Annotated in this window: 15 protein-coding genes; 5 read left to right on the forward strand and 10 right to left on the reverse strand. The window is 74.8% G+C overall.

All coding sequences use genetic code 11. The features are described from left to right. Nucleotides 1-66 precede the first annotated feature (66 nt). The 5 genes from RNC47_RS22135 to RNC47_RS22155 form a co-directional block, all read right to left on the reverse strand. Nucleotides 67-2,373 carry a DUF6571 family protein gene (locus RNC47_RS22135; protein ID WP_311601236.1) on the reverse strand — a complete coding sequence of 769 codons (2,307 nt, stop codon included), beginning with the start codon at nucleotides 2,371-2,373 and terminating at the stop codon, nucleotides 67-69. Between the two features lie 10 nt (nucleotides 2,374-2,383). After that, nucleotides 2,384-2,758, reverse strand: coding sequence for a hypothetical protein (locus tag RNC47_RS22140; protein ID WP_311601237.1), 375 nt, complete (start codon nucleotides 2,756-2,758; stop codon nucleotides 2,384-2,386). Between the two features lie 124 nt (nucleotides 2,759-2,882). After that, nucleotides 2,883-3,167: a WXG100 family type VII secretion target gene (locus RNC47_RS22145; protein ID WP_311601238.1), complete on the reverse strand. Its 285-nt coding sequence runs from the start codon at nucleotides 3,165-3,167 to the stop codon at nucleotides 2,883-2,885. A gap of 18 nt (nucleotides 3,168-3,185) precedes the next feature. Further along, nucleotides 3,186-3,515 carry a WXG100 family type VII secretion target gene (locus tag RNC47_RS22150; RefSeq protein WP_311601239.1) on the reverse strand — a complete coding sequence of 110 codons (330 nt, stop codon included), beginning with the start codon at nucleotides 3,513-3,515 and terminating at the stop codon, nucleotides 3,186-3,188. A gap of 33 nt (nucleotides 3,516-3,548) precedes the next feature. Continuing rightward, the gene (locus tag RNC47_RS22155; RefSeq protein ID WP_311601240.1) at nucleotides 3,549-3,962 is read right to left on the reverse strand and encodes a hypothetical protein; all 414 of its coding nucleotides are present in this window, start codon (nucleotides 3,960-3,962) and stop codon (nucleotides 3,549-3,551) included. A 189-nt stretch (nucleotides 3,963-4,151) separates the two neighbouring features. On the opposite strand from RNC47_RS22155, the gene RNC47_RS22160 reads away from it, so the two are divergent. Together RNC47_RS22160 and RNC47_RS22165 are read left to right on the forward strand one after the other, a co-directional pair. Continuing rightward, complete coding sequence (locus RNC47_RS22160; RefSeq protein ID WP_311601241.1) at nucleotides 4,152-4,439, forward strand: hypothetical protein; 288 nt, start codon at nucleotides 4,152-4,154, stop codon at nucleotides 4,437-4,439. 105 nt (nucleotides 4,440-4,544) lie between these two features. Further along, nucleotides 4,545-4,826 (forward strand): DUF397 domain-containing protein, encoded by a 282-nt coding sequence (locus RNC47_RS22165; protein WP_311601242.1) that lies wholly within the window; start codon nucleotides 4,545-4,547, stop codon nucleotides 4,824-4,826. On the opposite strand, the gene RNC47_RS22170 is transcribed toward RNC47_RS22165, so the two are convergent. From RNC47_RS22170 to eccB, 3 genes are read right to left on the reverse strand one after another with little or no spacing between them, the layout of a single operon-like run. Further along, complete coding sequence (locus RNC47_RS22170; RefSeq protein WP_311601243.1) at nucleotides 4,823-5,533, reverse strand: class I SAM-dependent methyltransferase; 711 nt, start codon at nucleotides 5,531-5,533, stop codon at nucleotides 4,823-4,825. The two genes, RNC47_RS22165 and RNC47_RS22170, sit on opposite strands and share 4 nt — an antisense overlap. A gap of 44 nt (nucleotides 5,534-5,577) precedes the next feature. Next, nucleotides 5,578-6,762, reverse strand: a complete 1,185-nt coding sequence (mycP, locus tag RNC47_RS22175) for a type VII secretion-associated serine protease mycosin (RefSeq protein WP_311601244.1) — start codon at nucleotides 6,760-6,762, stop codon at nucleotides 5,578-5,580. Next, nucleotides 6,759-8,237, reverse strand: a complete 1,479-nt coding sequence (gene eccB / locus RNC47_RS22180) for a type VII secretion protein EccB (RefSeq protein WP_311601245.1) — start codon at nucleotides 8,235-8,237, stop codon at nucleotides 6,759-6,761. The genes mycP and eccB overlap by 4 nt, the downstream gene beginning before the upstream one ends. A gap of 113 nt (nucleotides 8,238-8,350) precedes the next feature. On the opposite strand from eccB, the gene eccE reads away from it, so the two are divergent. The 3 genes from eccE (at nucleotide 8,351) to RNC47_RS22195 (ending at nucleotide 13,749) form a co-directional block, all read left to right on the forward strand. Next, nucleotides 8,351-9,658, forward strand: a complete 1,308-nt coding sequence (gene eccE / locus RNC47_RS22185) for a type VII secretion protein EccE (RefSeq protein ID WP_311601246.1) — start codon at nucleotides 8,351-8,353, stop codon at nucleotides 9,656-9,658. Further along, nucleotides 9,658-10,338 carry a hypothetical protein gene (locus RNC47_RS22190; protein WP_311601248.1) on the forward strand — a complete coding sequence of 227 codons (681 nt, stop codon included), beginning with the start codon at nucleotides 9,658-9,660 and terminating at the stop codon, nucleotides 10,336-10,338. The genes eccE and RNC47_RS22190 overlap by 1 nt, the downstream gene beginning before the upstream one ends. A 291-nt stretch (nucleotides 10,339-10,629) precedes the next feature. Beyond that, nucleotides 10,630-13,749, forward strand: a complete 3,120-nt coding sequence (locus tag RNC47_RS22195) for an SCO5717 family growth-regulating ATPase (RefSeq protein ID WP_311601249.1) — start codon at nucleotides 10,630-10,632, stop codon at nucleotides 13,747-13,749. A 41-nt stretch (nucleotides 13,750-13,790) separates the two neighbouring features. On the opposite strand, the gene RNC47_RS22200 is transcribed toward RNC47_RS22195, so the two are convergent. Both RNC47_RS22200 and RNC47_RS22205 read right to left on the reverse strand, forming a co-directional pair. Further along, nucleotides 13,791-14,732 (reverse strand): bifunctional riboflavin kinase/FAD synthetase, encoded by a 942-nt coding sequence (locus tag RNC47_RS22200; protein WP_311601250.1) that lies wholly within the window; start codon nucleotides 14,730-14,732, stop codon nucleotides 13,791-13,793. Nucleotides 14,733-14,773: 41 nt separating this feature from the next. Then, nucleotides 14,774-17,407: a serine protease gene (locus tag RNC47_RS22205; RefSeq protein WP_311601251.1), complete on the reverse strand. Its 2,634-nt coding sequence runs from the start codon at nucleotides 17,405-17,407 to the stop codon at nucleotides 14,774-14,776. Nucleotides 17,408-17,481 lie beyond the last annotated feature (74 nt).

The raw sequence follows: 17,481 nt of genomic DNA on the forward strand, positions 1-17,481 counted from the left end.
CGCGACGGAGGCGAGGCTCCTGCCCGTCATGAGCTTCAAGGACACTGTTCCTCCTGAATCCGACACTCAGTAGCCGTGATTGGCGGCCAACCCCTGGCCGTGCTGATAGGCGTCATCCAACGACGTGAGCATGCCGAGCACCTCATCCGGGGAGAGGTCCTCGGCGTCCGCGAAGTATCTGTCCTTCAGCTCCGCGAGCTCCATGGACCCGGCGTCGTAGAACTGCCGCTCGGTCATGTTCTCCTGTCGGGCCGGGTCTGTCCCGGGGTTCAGGGCGCGGTCGGTGCTCTGGTTCAGGGACTCGGTCAGGAAACCGCCGGCGACGCCCGCCGCCACCGGGACGACCAGGCTCGCACCTCCGGTAAGCGGCCCCGCCACGAGCGCCACCCCGGCACCCACGCCACCGGAGATGAGCGCGCCTCCCAGGGACTTGACCCAGCCTCCCGTGCGCCCGAGCGCCTCCTGCGCCGCGGTGGTCTCGGCCCCGTACTCCGCGTTGACGTGTTCGACCCGGGCGTAGTCCAGGATTCCGCGCACGTCCGCGGCGACCCGGAGTGACTGAACGCCCGCCTCGACGTTCTCCGCGTCCGCCGGGAAGGCGTCCAGGTTTCCGAGGGTGTAGATCTGCTGGGCCAGTGTGACGGCCCGATGTGAGTCCTCCTGCTGGCCGAGGACGCTGAGGAAGCGGACGGTCCCCAGAGAGCCGTTCCCCAGCCGCTCGGCGAAGGGCGAGGAGAAGGTGTCGGAGAGCAGGCCCCGGGCCGTCTCCGTGTCGCCGCTCACCCAGTAGTCGACATCGTTCATGTACGAGGCGGTCATGGCTCCCAGGCTCGCCGCCATCTCCGGCTGCCTGTTGAGCAGCGTCGGGTCCAGCGAGCCGTACAGGTGCATGACCTGTTCCATCACTCCCTGGGCCTCCAACGTGCGGAAGTCAGCCGTCGCGTTCTCCGGACCCACTCCCTCGGCCGGGTAACCGGCGGCGGCGGCCAGAAGCGCGTTGCCCAGCGACGGATGCGCGGGGCGGGGGTCAGGTGGCCCCTGGTGGTCGACGCTCCTCCACCACTCGCGCTCGGTGGCCAGATAGGCGAGGTGGTCGTTGAGACGGTCACGGTTCTCGCGCACCGAGTCCGCGTCGTCCAGGTCGACGCCCGCCAACGGGTCGAAGTCGTCTGGCGCCGCGAAGAACCGGGTCGAGGCTTCGGGGTTGTGGCCGAGCGCGTTGAGGAAGCCGATGACGGGGTCGTGGCCGATGTTGCCCGCGTCGATGAGATTGCCTTCTTCATCGCGTTCGGTGGGGAAGTCGAGCGGCGGCAGGTAGGGGGCGTCCCAGAACTGGCCGGCGGGGCGGTCGGCGTCACGTTCGAGCGTGAGGAGTGCGTCGCCGTACTCCAGCAGGAAGTCCGTCTCGTACTCGCCCGTGTTCATCAGGGCGCTCATCACCTGGAAGCCGTAGGGCGCGTCGGGAGCGCCGCTCAGGCGGTTGGGGGCGAGGGTGAGCATCTCGTCCTCCCAGCGTTCCATCGCCGTGGAGTCGGAGCGGGTGGCGGTGCCGAGGACGGAACCGAGGTTGGTCTGGAGCTCGGCGAAGGCCTCGTAGAGATCAGAGTCCTCACGGATGTCGCGGGAGCCGGTAGCCCCGTACCAGAAGTCCAGCGCGCCCCGGGGGCCGAGCGTGGTGGCCACGCGTTCGGCGAAGGCCGGATCGTCGGCGTGCTGGCCGAGAAGCGTGCTGACGTAGGCGAGTTGTTCGTCGGAGAGGTCGCCGCCCTGCTCCATCAGCCGGAGCACGGTCTCGGCGTCCTGGTGGGCCAGCTCGGCAGCCTCGAGCGAGCCGTAGTCGACGGGGGTGAAACGGTAAGGGTCGGTGCCCATGGCGTCGCGGAAGGCCTGGGCGATGACCGCGTCGTCTTCGACGGTCCTAGTCAGTAGGCGTTCGATCTCCGCAGAGATCTCGATGACGGCCTCCTGCCGTTCGCGGCGGGTCGCGTCGTCGAGGCCCTCGTAGTCGGCGGTGACCCCGCCGGAGGCCCGGACGTGGACACCGCGCGCCGGGGCTTCGACCTCGACCACTTCACGTAGGGCGTCCTGCCGGGACCTCAGGCGGATGTACGCATCACGGCACAGTTCTCGCAGAGTCCTGGCCTGGATGAGGGCGGCGTCGAACTGCTCGGCCTGCTCCGTCACGAACGGCAGGGTGACGGAGGCGTTCACGCCCGACCAGTTGACCGTCCTGGCCCGCTGGGCCATGGTCTGGGCCCGGCCGAGCATGCCGGAGCCGCCGCTCTCCAGGGCACTGACCTGGCGGTCCCAGTCCTCGGCGGCCTCGCTCAGCTTCTCCAGCTGCAGGTGCAGCACGTCTTCGAACCCCGGCATGCGTCCGCCCCTACACCGCGCCGGTGAGGCGGGGGTTCAGCACGGCGCCCGCCTCGCGAACGGCGGCGGCCGCCTCCTGTTCGGCCGCGGCGTGCGAGCGTGTCGTCTCCCGGAGGTGCCCGGAGACGCGCAGGCAGGCGTCGCGCAGGGCGTCGGTTTGCGACTGCCACCTGGTGGCCACGTCGATCAGGGCCGGGCCGGACTCGAAGCCGGCGGTGCGCAAGAGGATCCCCGTGACGTGGGTGTGGTTCTCCGCGAGGTGTCCCGAGGCGTCGAGGTCATCGGCCAGTTCGTCGGCGCCGGCCTGGATGTCGGCGAGCTCCGCGCCGTGGATCTCGAGGTCGGCCCCACCGCCCGTGCCGGTGCCGTTCAGGCGAGTGCGCATCGAATCGTCACGGGCGCGCGCCTGCATGCCGGCCCACTCTTCACGGAATGACAACTGTCCTGGCTCCTACATATGGCTGCGGTGGCACCGACCCGTGGCCGGTGCCACCCGGGATCGGCGTCCGTCAGAACCCCTGCGCGCTCCGGCGGTCCACCGCCTGGAAGGCGGAGGCGGTGTCGACCAGCTGGTTGCCTGTCCGGCTGAGTACGACGGCGAGGTCGTTGAGCTCCTGGGTGAGGTTCAGCATGTTCTGGCGGAACGCCTGCTGCGCCTCACCCGTCCAGCCCGCCGCCACGGCGTTCAGGCGGGCGTGCAAGTCCTCGATCCGCTGGAGCAGCGCCCTCTCCTCCGTGGTCAGACCTTCCGAACCCGCCACGAGCGCCTGGTAATTGACACTGAGGTCGATCATTCCGGTTCTCCTCCCTGATCAGCGGCCGGCGATACGGTCGTTGAGCGTCGTGGCGGCCCGCACCTGGGCGGCCTGCTCCTGCTCCTCCGCGGTGAAGCCGTCGGCGCTCATCTGGACGAGGTCCCGCAGGTTCCCCAGCGAGCGGGTCAGTCGGCCGAGCACGGCGTCGAGCTCTTCGGCCCCCTGGGCGTGCGCCCGTGCGGTCTCGCCGCTCCAGTTGGCCTGTGCCTGGGCGTTGGCACCGCTCACCCGGGAACGGATGCCCTGTAGCTCGCGCGTCACGTCGTCCATGTCCCTGGTCAGCTCGCTGATCGTGCTGCCCGTGACCCTCAGGTTCGGGTCGCTCATGCGTCGCGCGCCTCCTCATCTCTTGAGCGTTCACTACTGCGTGGCGGCGGGTCCCGCCGCGGCGGCCTGCTGCCGCTCGGCGTACCGGCTTTCCCAGCCGGTCATGATCTGCTGGAGGCGCCGCAACTGCTCGTCCTCGACGGCCTCGTAGCCGCGCTCGGACAACAGCATCACGATGGCCAACGCCTCCATGGCCTCCTGCCGGGTGCGCACGAACTCCTCGAGCCGGGCCCGCACCGCCTCGTAGCGCGCGGACAACTGAGCTACGGCGGGGATGCCCTGGCCGTAGTGGCCCTCGGCCACCGCGAGCCTGGCCACGCTGTCCGGCGTCAACCCGCTGTCCCGGAGCGTCCGCTCGATCTCCTCGAGACGGGCGGCGGAAGCGCTCAGCGCGCCTTCGCCGACCACCAGACGGTCGCCGCCGTTCGACCACGACTCGTCCGCCATCGTTCCCCCCTCACCCACGCGTCGTGCACCCTCGGTCACCGAGGGCCACTCATCCTAAGCCGAACATCACCGGCCGATGCAACGCGAAAGCGAACAACAGTTATAGCAACGAGAGGAATCGAACCTTCGGTCCAGCCCGACCTCGCGGAACCCGGACGGTGACCATGGGGCAACGCTTATGCTGCTCCTGTGACATCGACACAGCAGGGGATGCGGCAGGGACTCACCCCGCGTCAGGCTCGCCGGCTGCGGATGGGGATCGCCGCCGTGGCGATGGTGGCGATGGCAGTGGTGCTGGTCGTGCAGTTGGGCGACGGCTCCTCGTTGCGGTCGATCGGGCTCTACGGGGCGGCCTTCGTGCTCTCCGGGTCCGTCATCGAGATGAGCCGGCGGGGACGTACCCGGCTCGGCATGGCGGTGCTCGTGGCCGGCTTCGTGCTGGTGCTCGGCGCCGACTGGTGGTTGCGCAGCCGGTGACGTGATCCTGCGGGCGAGCGCCGTTCCCTGCCCCGGTTTCCGTGACGGAGTGCTGCGTTACGATCACACCAGACGTCACGAGTCAGATCGAAGGGGGCCGCGCCGATGGCCACAACGGAGACGCCGGAGGAGATCGCCGCGCGTAAGGAGCGTGAGCGGGACGAGTTGTACTCGCGGGACATCTCGGGGGTGGAGTGGCTCAGCGCGCCCGACGGGCCGCAGGACGAGAAGGTGGAGATCGCCTACCTGCCGGGCGGCGGCGTCGGCATGCGGAACTCGAAGGATCCGGACACGGTGCTCCGCTTCACTGACGCCGAGTGGGAGGCGTTCGTCCTGGGCGCGCGGGACGGCGAGTTCGACATCGAGGAGCCGGAACAGCCGGCCTAGCGCCGCAGGCACGTGTAGGTGCCGAAGAGGCGTCCCTCGAAGGCGACGTCGACGATCTCGAAGCCGGCGCGGGTGAGCATCGGTTCGAGGAGCCAGCGGTAGGTGCTGTGCTCGGTGCGGATGTGTTCCGCGTAGTCCTCGGGGGTGTAGCCCTCGGCCGGGTCGCGGTCGGCGGCGGCGGAGAACCAGTCGGCGAAGACGGCTTCGGTCTCGGCCGGTTCGAAGTCGTAGACGAGGTCGCGGAGCCGTAGCACGCCGCCGGGGCGCAGGATGGCGGCGATGCGGTGCAGGGCCATGGTCTTCCAGAAGTCCGGCAGTTGGTGGAGCGCGTGCCTGGTGTGCACGGCGTCGGCCGGGGTGCCCTGGTGGTCGTAGCTGAGGAAGCCGGCCTGGACGCAGTCGAGGGTGGTCAGGCCCGCCTCGGCGGCGCGGGTGCGGATGGTGGCCAGCATGGCCGGGGAGACGTCGGCGGCCACCACCCGGCCGAAGACCCGGGCGGCGGCGAGGGCGAAGCGGCCGGTGCCGGCGCCGAGGTCGACCACGGTCGCGTCCGGACCGACGCCGTGGGCGCGGAGGGCGTCGAGGTCGTCGGTCGGGTCGGGATAGCCCTGCTTGCGGTCGAAGCCGGCGACGAAGGCGGGGTCGAGGTGTTCGGGGCCCGCGTGGGCGAGTTCGTCGAGCGTCCAGGACGGCTGTGGTTGCGGCATGCGCGCGAGCGTGCCACACGGGGGCAGGCGGCCGCGCCCGGTTTTCAGGCGCGCCGGCGGCGCCGGTCGCGGCCGACCAGGGCGATGCCCGAGATCACGGCGGTGAGCACGGCGCCGGCCAGCACGGCGTAGGTGCCGAGCCGCTCCGCGCGTTCGGCGTGGGTCTCGCCGAGGACGAGGTCGGGGACCTCGGGCGCCGGTGCGGCGGGCGCGGCTTCGTCGGGCACCGGTTCGGTCGGCGGCTCGGCGGGGCGCTCGGTGAGGGCGCGGACGGGGTCGACCACGCCCCAGCCGACGTGCGGGTCGGGCCCGGGGATGGCGCGTTCCGCGGTCTGCTGGAGGTGTGCGACGACCTGCGGGGCGGTCCAGTCGGGTTCCGCGGCGCGCAGCAGGGCGGCGACGCCCGCGACGTAGGGGGCGGCGAAGCTGGTGCCGTTGTCGACGCACTGGCCGCCGAGCGGCACGGTGGAGACCATGTCGACGCCGGGCGCGGCGATGCCGACGAAGTCGCCGGACTGGGAGAAGGGCGCGCGCTCGTTGTTGCGGTCGGAGGCGGCCACGGCCAGCACGCCGTCGTAGGCGGCCGGGAAGGTGTCGCGCTGTTCGCCGTCGGCGCCGTCGTTGCCGGCCGAGGCGATCACGACGATGTCGGCGGCGAGCGCGGCGTCGACGGCCTGGCGCAGGGCGGAGTCCTCGGACAGCGCGGCGTCGGTGTCCTGGGAGATGTTGATGATGTCGGCGCCGGCCTGGACGGCGTGTTGGATGGCGGCGGTGAGGGTGGCCACGTCGCCTTCGCCGTCGGTGTCGCTGGCCCGGATGGGGATGATGGTGGCGCCGGGGGCGAGGCCGACGAAGCCGGTGTCGTCGCGCCCGCGGGCGGCGATGATGCCGGCGACCTTGGTGCCGTGGCCCACCCGGTCGGTGGTCTGGTCGCCGTCTTCCCCGGTGAGGTCGGCGCCGCGCTCGGCGGCGACGGCCTCGGCGAGTTGGGGGTTGCGGTTGTCGACGCCGCTGTCGATGACGGCCACGCTGACGCCGTCGCCGCGGCTGATCTCCCAGAGCTGGTCGAGCCGGACGCGCTGGAGCGACCAGGGGCGCTCCTCGATCGGTTCGGCCGGGAAGGCGCACTGGGTGCCGGTGGCGTGGGCGGTCGGGGCGCCGCCGAGCAGGGTGGCGGCGGTCAGCAGGGCGAGCGCGGCGGCGGCGCGGGAGGGTCGGCGCACGGTCATGATCCCTGCGGCCGCTCGGCGCTGTCGATGTCGAGGCGGGGGCCGGTCGGCAGGAACTGCGACCAGTGGGCCGGCACCGGCACCGGGGTCACGCCGCCGTAGCCGAGCTTGATCTGCGCCTGTTCCTCTTCCTCGGTGCCGGTGGCGGTGGCCTGCACGGAGTGGCGCAGGCCGGTGTCGGTGACCAGGAAGACGCCACCCGCCTCGGCCTGTTCGCCCTGCACCTGGCGGTAGAGGAGCCCGGAGCCCGGGGTGACGTAGGCGGTGGCGGCGCCCGAGGCGATGGTGGCCGGGTAGTCGGGGCCCGCCCAGGTGGCGACCTCGGTCGAGCCGTCCTCGGAGTCGACGGAGAGCAGGACGGAGCAGACGGTGTCCCGTTCGGGACCGTTGACCTGGCTGATCATGGTGCGGGGCCAGTCGAGGTCGTGGTCGATGCTCTGCTCGGGCGGGGCCGGGGTGAGGGTCGGTGCGCTGACCGAGAACGCGGTGCCGCGCTGGCCGAGCGCCTCGGTGTGGGGGCTGTTGAGCATCAGGTGGGCGGTGAACTCGGAGATCGGCACGACCTGTCCGGGCAGCACGAGGTAGTTCTGCCGGCCGCTGCCGGTGGCCGCGGTCAGCACCATGCCGACCTGGTCGGCGGCCGGTTCGAGGCCGGGCACGCCGGCCGGGGTGCCGACCGGGGCGCTGAGTTGGGGAAAGGCGATCGGGGAGCCGTCGGCGAGGGTGTCGAGCCACTCCTGGCTGACCGGTTGCGGCGGCCGCTCGTCCGTGAGCAGGCGGAGCAGCACGGCGAGGTTGGTGGGATCGGTCTCGCCGATCCGGTACTTGGTGCCGGTGCTGTCGACGAGGTAGCCCGCGTCGTCCTCGGTGGACCGCACGTACAGCACCTGGCCCTCGGTGAGCCGCCGCGGGCCCTCGACGCGGTCCGCGTCGCGGTCGGCGAGGACGAACACGGCCTGCTGGTATCCGCCGCCGTCGCGCGGCTGTTGGCAGACGGCCCAGCGCTTGGCCTCGGCCGAGTCCTCGGCGGACGGCAGCCGGTCGGGGGCGTAGGGGATGCCGAGGGTGGGGCCGCGGGGGATGGTGCCGCTGTCGAGTTCGGCCTCGTCGACGCTGACGATGTCGACCTCGCCGGGGTCGCCGAGGAGGAGGCGGGCGGAGGAGAGGTTGAGCACCGGGTGGAGTTGGGCACCGCCGCCCTCGGTCTCCAGGACGACGTAGCGGGTGGTGGAGTCGCTGCCGATGATGACGTTGCGTCCCGGCTCGTCCCAGCCCACGGGCGCGGCGGGCCGGAAGAGACCCCAGGCGCCGAACCCGGCGAGCACCAGCGCGCCCACCACCAGGCCGGGCACGACGGCGCGCAGTGGACGCGGGGCGCCCTCCTCGGTGCCGGTCGGGCTGGGTTGGAGGAAGGCCGCGACCGTGCGGCGCTTGGCGAACGTGTAGGCGTTGAGCTCGTCCTTCCGCGACGCCATGATGGAGCGCTCCTCCCCCGAACCGTGCACCGCACCCGTGCGCTTGGTTGTCAGACCGGGGACCTACTATGCCGGGTGACGATCCGATCACGGTGAGGAGGGGGGCGAAGAGCATGGTGACGGCTGCCGCGACAGCGGTGCGATCCGATCCGGCCGGTGCGGCCGGTGCCGACGCGGTGCGCGCCGAGGGGGTGTCGCCGCGTCCGCCGGCCGGCTCGGGCGGGCTGCTCGCGCTCTGGCCGCTGGTGTGCCTCCAGGTGGCCGGCGCCCTGGTGTTGGGGGGCCTCGCCGTGGCCGGTCCCGCGCGCCTGGCGCTGTGGGCGCTGGCGCTGCCGCCCGTGGCGCTGCTGGTGCTGGTGGTGGCGGCGTGGCGCCGGGGGGAGCCGTTGCCGCTCTGGGTGGGGTCGGCGCTCGCGCTCAGGCGGCGGAGGCGGCAGGCGGCCGGGCCGCTGCCGGCCGGGGGCGATCCGCTGGTCTCGCTCGCCGCCGAGTGTGTGCCCGGCCTCGTGAGCCACGCGTACGCGGCCCGGGATCGGCGGGAGCTGGGCATGGTGGCGGACGGCGGTTCGCTGACGGCGGTGCTGCGGGTGGAGGCCGCGCTCGCTCCGCTGCAACCCGGCCACGGGGTGCGGCCGTTGCCGCTCTCGTTGCTGCACGACGCGCTGGACACGGACGGGATACGGCTGGCCTCGGTGCAGTCGGTGCAGCACACCCAGCCGGCGCCGGCGCCGCAGCTGCCCGACCGGTCGGTGGCCGGCGCGAGTTACGCCCTGTTGCAACCGCAGGGGCCCGGCGGCGCGCCGGCGCTGCGGCTGACGTGGGTGGCGCTGCGGTTCGACCCCGAGCTGTGCCCGGCGGCGGTGGCCGAGCGGGGCGGCGGTCTGGTGGGCGCGCAGCGCGCGCTGGCCAGGGCGGTGGAGCAGTTGGCGAGCCGGCTCGCGGGCGCCGGGTTCCGCGCCACGGTGCTGACCGAGGGCGAGCTGCTCTCGGCGGTGGCCGCGTGCACCAGTTCCGACCCGGCGGCCACCACGCAGATCGGGCAGGCCGAGGGGCCACGCCCGCGCCGCACGGCGGAGGGCGCGCGGGTGTGGCGCTGCGACGACCGCTGGCACACGACGTTCCGGGTGGCCCGCTGGCCCGCGTTGGGGCCGGGCGCGACGCCGCTGCCGGGCCTGGTGGCGCTGCTGACGTCGCTGCCCGCGTTCGCCACCACCTTCTCGTTGACGCTGCGCAGCGAGGGCCGGCGCTCGGTGGCGCTCGGCGCTCACGTCCGGGTGACCGGCAGGAGCGAGGCGGAGCTGCGGGCGGCGAGCCGGCAGTTGGCGAGCGCGGCGCGCGGCTCCGGGCTGCAGCTCGCCCGGATGGACCGGCAGCAGCTGCCGGGGGTGCGGGCCACGTTGCCACTGGGAGGGATGCACTGATGGGCCACGGAGGGCATGTGCTGTCCGCCGACGGGTTGGGCGCCCTCGCGCTGCCGGTCGGGGACGACGGCATCATCGTCGGCGTCGACGCCCGGTCCCGCCCCGCCGTGTTGGGGATCCACCATCCCGTGCCGTACGACATGGTGTTGGTGGGTGGCGTGTGGGCGGCGCAGGTCCTGGCGCTGCGCGCGGTGGCCACCGGGGCCCGGGTCGCGGTGGAGACGGCGCGGGCGCCGGTCTGGGCGCGGCTCGCTCAGGCGGCCAACGGCGGGGTCGAGTGCATGACGCTGCACGAGGTGGGCCGGGTCCCGCCGTTGGGCGCCACGCTCGGCAGTCCGGTGCTCGTGGTGCGGGACTGCGGCACGCGGCCGCCGCGCGGCCGGGTGGCCTCGGGCCCCTGGCAGCCGGTGCTGACGCTGCTGCCCTATCTGAGCCCGGCGGCCCCGCCGTTGCTGGAGCGGGCCTCGCTGGTGGGGATCCAGCGGGTGTCGCCCGAGGAGGCGGTCCAGCTCGGCCGTCTCATGGCGCTCCCCGCCGTGCAGGCGGAGGCGCTGTCGACCTTCGCGGAGGACGCCGTGCTGTGGTGCACCAGGACGTCGCGGCGGTTGGTGCGGATGGTGCCGACGGACGGCGAGACCGGTCTGCTGGGTAACCCGAGCCGCCTCGATCCCACCGGCTGAGGGTGTTGCGGGAGGCAGTCCGCTGGGCGGCATAAGGGGACTATTCCCCCCATTTCATGCAACTGATGGTCGCCTGCCCGACGTTCGCCTTGTGAGGGAACCCGCACCTACTGGGGAGGGGTGGGGGAGTTCCGGCGGTGACGACTAGGGTGATGGTGGGCACGTCAGGTGTGCCGTACAGAATGGCCTGATCCCGTGCCGGGGGAACCGCTCGGGAGATCCGGTCCGTCATCCGACGTAGCGGGCCACTACAGATGCGGATCAGAGGCATAACCAGCAGCGGGAGGCGTCGTGAACAGCGATCGGGACAGGGTTCGCACCGCGGAGGAGACCTCCGCCGACGAACGCCCCGATGACGAACTCCTCGAGGAGGAGTCCGAGACCACGGGGCAGTTCACCATCGACTACACGCCGCCGGCCTGGTATTCCGGCGGCGGCGCGAGCCAGCCCGCGGCTCCGGCCGGCGGCGGCGCGGCCGTGCCACCCCAGCAGCAACAGCCTCCCGCCGGACCGCCGGTCGGACCGCCCGCGGCCGCCCAGCAGCCCGCGGCCCAGCAGCCCTCCACGCCCGCGCCGCCGGCCTTCCCCGGCCCGCCGCCCACGCCCGGTGCGCCGGTCGGCCCGCCTCCGGCTCCCGGCGCCCAGCCGCCGGCGTTCCCCGGGCCGCCGCCCGCCTCGGTGACCGGCCCCCCGCCACCACCGCCCGCCCCCACACCCGAGCCCGAGGCCGCCCGACCCGAGGTGTCGCAGCCCGAGCCCGAGCCGGCGCCGCCGGCGCCCCAGCCGCCGGTCTTCCCCGGGCCGCCGCCCGCCTCGGTGACGGGCCCCCCGCCACCACCGCCCGCCCCCACACCCGAGCCCGAGCCTGAGCCTGAGCGGGTGGCCGACGCCGAGGCCGAGGAGCGGTCGGACGACGTGGCCCCGGCCTCCACCATGCTGATCTCGCCGCAGGCCGTGCGGAAGGCCAACGCCGCCTCTGCGCCCGCGCCGGAGCCGGCTGAGCCGGCCGAGCCTGCGGCCGAGGAGTCGTCCGCGGCAGCGGCCACACCGCCGCCGGCCGCGCCCCCCGCCCCGCCGGCGTTGCCCGGTGGGCTGCCCCCGCTCCCGCCGGACTTCCAGGCCGGCCCGTCGACGCCGTCCGACACGACCGCACCGGCCACCGACGGCGCCGGCCCCGTGGCCTCCGAGAACACCGCCATCTTCACGCCGCAGCGCGCGGCGCAGCCCGACGAGCCGCCCGTCCAGGTCGAGTTCGCCAAGCCGGCGACGGAGTCCGCGTTGGACGTCGAGGAGGACCCGGAGCCCGAGCAGGGGCCCGAACTGCTCGACGAGGTCACGGAGGACGGGCCCCCGCCCGCGCAGCCGTCGGCCGCTCCGGCCACGCCAGCCGCTCCGCCCGGGCTGCCCGCGCTGCCCCCGCCCAGCGGTCCCGCGGCGGCGGACGCCGCCCCCGGCCTCCCCGCACTCCCCCGCTGGCCCGAGCCGGCCCAACCGGCCCAGCCGGCCAGCGCCCCCGGCGGCTATGGCTTCCCGCAGCCGCCGGCCGCGGCGCAGCCACCGAGCCCGCCGCAGCCGCCCCCGTCTCCGGCGGCCAACGCGCCGAGTGGCTACGGATTCCCGCCTCCGCCGGGCGGCGCCCAACCGCCGGCCCCGCAGTGGCCGGAACCGCCGCAGCCGACGTCCGCCCCGGCGCAGCAGTCGGTTCCGGGCGCTCCCCAGCCGACCCCGGCCCAGCAGCCGCAGGCACAGCCGCAGCAGCACGCGCTGCCGCCGGCGCAGCCACAGCCCAACGCGCCCGGTGGCTACGGGTTCCCGCAGCCGGTGCAGGGGCCGGTGCCGGCCGCCGCGCCCGGGCCGCAGCCCGGTGTGCCGGGCGCCCCCGCCGGCTACGGCTTCCCGCCCCCCGGGGGCGGCGGCGCCCAACCGCCGGCCGTGCAGTGGCCACAGCCGGGTCAGCAGCAGCAACCCCCCGCGCCACAGCCCGGGTTCCCACAACCCGGGTTCCCGCAGCCCGGCGTGCCCGCGCAGCAGCAGGCCACCGGCGCCACCCCGGCCCCGGCCCCGGCCGCGCCGGCACAGCCGCAGCCGCAGCCGCCGGCACAGCCACAGGACCCCAGGGCCGGCACCAGTTGGCCCGACCCGCAGCAGTACAACGCCCAGCCGCAGCCGGGCGCGCTCGGGTACACGGCCTCGGTCGAGCTGTCGTCCGACCGGCTGCTGCACGACAAGCGCCGCAACAAGCCGCGTTCGCAGCCCGTCAGCAAGCCCGCCTCGCGCTTCCGGATCGGTGGCCGGGCGGCCGAGGAGGAGCGGCAGCGGAAGCTCGCCGTCATCCGCACCCCGGTGCTCTCCGGCTACCGGATCGCGGTGATCAGCCTCAAGGGCGGCGTGGGCAAGACGACCACCACCACGGCGCTCGGCGCCACCCTGGCCAGTGAGCGCCAGGACAAGGTGATCGCGATCGACGCCAACCCGGACGCCGGCACGCTCGGCCGCCGGGTGCGCCGCGAGACCGGGGCCACCATCCGTGACCTGGTCGGCGCCATCCCCTACCTGAACAGCTACATGGACATCCGCCGGTTCACCTCGCAGGCGCCCTCGGGCCTGGAGATCCTGGCCAACGACGTGGACCCGGCCGTCTCGACCACCTTCAACGACGAGGACTACCGGCGCGTCATCGACGTGCTGGCCAAGCAGTACCCGATCATCCTCACCGACTCGGGCACCGGCCTGCTGTACAGCGCGATGCGCGGGGTGCTCGACCTCGCCCACCAGCTGATCATCGTCTCGACCCCCTCGGTGGACGGGGCGAGCAGCGCCAGCACCACCATGGACTGGCTGGCCGCGCACGGCTACGGCGATCTGGTGCAGCGCAGCATCACCGTGATCTCCGGAGTCCGGGAGACGGGCCGGATGGTCAAGGTCGAGGACATCGTGGCCCACTTCCAGACCCGCTGCCGCGGGGTGATCGTGGCGCCGTTCGACGAGCACCTGGCGGCCGGCGCCGAGGTCGAGTTGGACATGATGCGGCCCAAGACCCGGCAGGCCTACTTCGAGTTGGCCGCGCTGATCGCCGAGGACTTCGTGCGGGTGCAGCAGGAGCAGGGCCTGTGGACGCCGGACGGCGGGCTGCCGCCGCAGGTCGCGCCGCCGCTGCCCGGGCAGGGGCAGCAGCCGCCGGCCTACGGCTACCCGCAGCCGGGCCAGCCCGGACACCCGCAGCAGCACCCGCAGCAGGTGCCCCCGGCCCAACAGCAGCCGCACGCCCCGTACCCCCAGCCACAGCCGGGCCAGCAGCAGCCGCCGCAGCCGGGCCACCCGGGGGCCGGGCAGCAGCCGCCGCAGCCCGGGTTCGGGTACGGCTTCCCGCAGCAGCCGGGGGCCTGGCCGGCCCAGCCGCCCCAGGGCTAGCCACCAGGGTCGGGCGGCCGGCCGGCCCCGGGCGGGGCCGGTCAGCCGCCGGCGGTCAACTCACGGGCCCTGCGCCGGTCCTCGTCGATCCGCTCGAGCAGCCCCTCGACGGAGTCGAAGACCTCCTGGCCGCGCAGCCGGGTCAGGAAGTCGATGGCCACCGACTGTCCGTAGAGGTCGAGGTCCGTGCGGTCGAGCGCGTGCGCCTCGACGGTGCGCTCGGTGCCGTTGAACTGCGGGTTGGTGCCGACCGAGATGGCCGCGGGGAACCGCTCCCCGGCGGCCAGCAGCCAGCCCGCGTAGACGCCGTCGGCCGGCACCGCCGAGTGCGGCACCACGTCCAGGTTGGCGGTGTGCACGCCCAACTCCCGGCCGCGCCCGGCCCCGTGCACCACGGTGCCCTCGACCCGGTGCGGGCGGCCGAGCACCTCGCCGGCGGCGGCCACGTCGCCCTCCGCGATCAGCCTCCTCGCCAGCGAGGACGAGAACGGCTCGTCGCCCGGGCCGCCGCGCTCGAACAGGTCGACCACCAGCACCTCGAAGCCGTAGGTCACCCCCAGCTCGGCCAGTGTCGCCACGGTGCCGGCGGCGCGGTGCCCGAAGCGGAAGTTGGGCCCCTCCACGACGGCACGCGCGTGCAACTTCTCCACCAGCACCTTCACCACGAACTCGGCGGGCGAGAGCTGGGAGAACTCCTTGGTGAACGGCAGCACGAGCACGGCGTCCACGCCCAGGTCCGCCAGCAGCTCGGCGCGCCGCGGGTGCGGGGCGAGCAGCGGCGGATGGCTGCCCGGCCTGGTGACCTCCTTGGGGTGGGGGTCGAAGGTGACGACGACCGCCGGCACGCCGAGATCCCTGGCGTGGGCCACCGCCCTACCGATGATCAGCTGGTGCCCGCGGTGAACACCGTCGTACGAGCCGATGGTGACGACGCTGCGTCCCCAGTCGCCGGGGATGTCCGCCATATCACGCCAGCGCTCCACCGTTCATCGCTCCTCGCGCTATCCGCTATGCCGCTATGCCGCTATCCGTGTGGACCTGCCGCTCCACGGTACCGGGCCCCCTCCCGGCGAGGGACGCCCGCCTTGCCCTGGCCGGCGCCCGACTCCTCGCGGTCCCTCCCACCCTCGCCCGGCTCGCCGACCGGCGCCGCCTGGACCAGCAGCGCGCAGGCGCTCGGGTGCAGCGCGGCGTCCTCGGGGCGGGCGAGCAGCGCCCTGGCCGCGTAGCGCAGCAGCCCGCGGTCCTGGTCGGTCAGGGCGTGGGGGGAACGCCCGGCGGTGCGCAGTCCGTGGTCGACGGCGGCGGCCCTGCGTTCCGGCCGGTCGTCCTGCGTCCAGCGCTCCACCGCGCGGCAGAGCGCGGCCGGCTCGTCGTGGGCGAGTTCGGCGAGCAGTTCGTCGGCGCGCGGATGGCCGGCGTCGATCAGGGCCTCGGTGAGCTCGTCCGGGGCCAGGCGGCGGTGGGTGTGCAGCAGGGCCTGGGCGGCCGAGGCCACCGTGACGTCCTCGGGCGGCTCGCCCTCCCCCGCGAAGCGCAGTGGCCGGTCGTCGTCGAACCAGCGGCAGAGCCGGGCGGCCGCCTGCCGTGGCCGGGCGGCCAGGAGTTCGCTCACCGCGCTGAGGTAGCGCGGCCCGTGGCTTCCGCGGTCGGCGGGCAGCAGCCGGCGGAGCAGGTCGATCCTGTCGTCCTCCTCGACGGAGAGCGCGCGCCAGAAGTCGGGTCCGAAGGGCTCGGCCGGGACGGCGCCGGCGCCGACCAGGTCGGCGAGCGCCCGGAGCTCGGCCAGCAGCGGGCGTGCGTCGGGCAGCGCCGGCAGCACCTGCCGGCTCAGCCGGGCCGCCCACCAGCCCCGGTCGGCGGGCTCTCCGGCGGCCGGCAGCGGCAGCAGGCCGCGCAGGGCCGCCGCGCCGCGCCCGCGGGCAAGGCGCAGCAGGGCCTGGGTGAGGGCGCCGGCCCGGTGCCTCGGCAGCCCGCCGCGTGCCGCGGCCGCGAGCGCGGCGTCCACCGCGAGGTGGCGGCCGTGCAGCCAGTCGGCGAACTCCTCGTCGGCGAACCGGTAGTCGGCGCCGGCAGGACGCAGCAGCCCCTGGTCGAGCACGGCCCTGGCCCAGCCGCCGGGCCAGGGGAAGAGGGCGTCGAAGGCCCGCCTCGGCAGGACGCCGGTCAGGGCCGAGCGCCGGGCCGCCTGGTGGACCCTGGCCGCCGCCCTGGTCGCGGCGTGCCGGTCGGCGGCGCCGCCGGCCAGCGTCTCGGCCAGGCGGAGCGCGAGGAGGTCGAGGTGGGCCGAGAAGATCTCGTCCCGGTCGGGGGCGCCGCCGGCGCCCACGGGCTGGGCGGCGCGGATCCGGGCCAGCATCCGCAGCGACAGCGGGTGTGCCGCCTCGCCGGGGGCGAGGTCGGCCGCGTCGAGGCCGGCCGCCGCCCTGGCCCGGCTGGCCGGGCCGGGGCCGAGGTCCCCGATCGGCAGGTGGGCGGGGAGCGCGCCGGCCGGTGCCCCGTACAGGGTGCCGGGCGGGTGCAGTCGCCCCGCGTGCTCCCAGAACTCGGGGCGACAGGCCAGCACCAGGCGGGCGCCGGCGGCCCGCAGCCAGTCGGCGGTGGCCCGCGTCCAGCCGGGGAGCCGGGCGGCCAGCTCGGCCGGCATCTCCTCCGGGCCGTCGAGCACCACGAGCAGCGGCTGTCCGGCCGCCCGCGCGGTCCTGGCGGCCACGTCCGGATCGGCGCGGGCCAGGGCCCGGCGCACGGCGTCCCGCAGCCCGGCGTCGTCGGGCCGCAGCGCGGAACCGGAGAGCCAGACGGTGGGCGGCCGGCGGGCGGCGTGGGCGGCGAGCAGGGTGGTGCGGCCGGTGCCGGGCGGCCCGACCAGGGCGGCGACGCTGGCGCTCCCCCGGTCGAACGCCACGAGTTCGGCCGCCAGTTCCGGCCGGTCGTGGGCCGTGGCGCGGACGCCGGCGGCGGTCAGCGAGTCGGCGGCCAGGGCCCGCACCCCGGCGAGGTTGAGGGCGGTGCCGTAGCCGGGCACCTCGGTGCCGTTGCGCCGCAGCAGCTCGACGAGCGGCCCCCGGCCCTCGATGGCGGCCGCCGTGTGCAGGGGCACGGCGAAGCCCGGTGGGCGCCCCGGTGCGCGCAGCGCCGTGGTGAGGACGGCCAGCGCCGCTCCCGAGGTCGGGTCGACGACGGGCCCCCCGGTGTGGGCGGCGTCGAGCCGGAGCCCAGCGGTGGCGCCCGGTGCCAGGCGCAGCTCCAGGGCCTCCTCGATCCGGTGGTAGCGGTCGGTGGCCGTGTAGACGGCGGGGCCGCCCGGCGCGTGCAGCGTGGCGTCCGCCCAGTCGTGGCCGACCAGCAGCCGGACGGGCCCCGCCCGGTCGGGGGCGATGACCAGCCCGGGCGCGCCGGGCGGTGGCTCCTGGACCCGGATCAGGGCCAGGTCCCAGTGCGGGAGCCCGGTGACGTCCGCGGCCTCGACGACGCGTGCCTCGCCGCCCGGCCAGCGCAGGACCAGTCTGGCGAGGCCGTCGACGGCCTCGTGGCTGGTGATCAGGGTGCCGTCCAGGTCGGCCGCGAAGCCGAGGCCGCGCGGCCGGCCCGCCAGATCCCCGACGCGCACCAGGGCCGGCCCGGTCCTGGCCGTGGTCGCCACCGAGCCCATCGTCATCCTCGAACCTCCCCTGCCGCCTGCCCTGACGAGTCAGGGGGAGGTCCTGCCCAGCGGCGGCCCGAATCCCACCG

Origin of the sequence: Streptomyces millisiae, assembly GCF_031845425.1 — a bacterium.
Classification (GTDB): domain Bacteria; phylum Actinomycetota; class Actinomycetes; order Streptomycetales; family Streptomycetaceae; genus Streptomyces; species Streptomyces millisiae.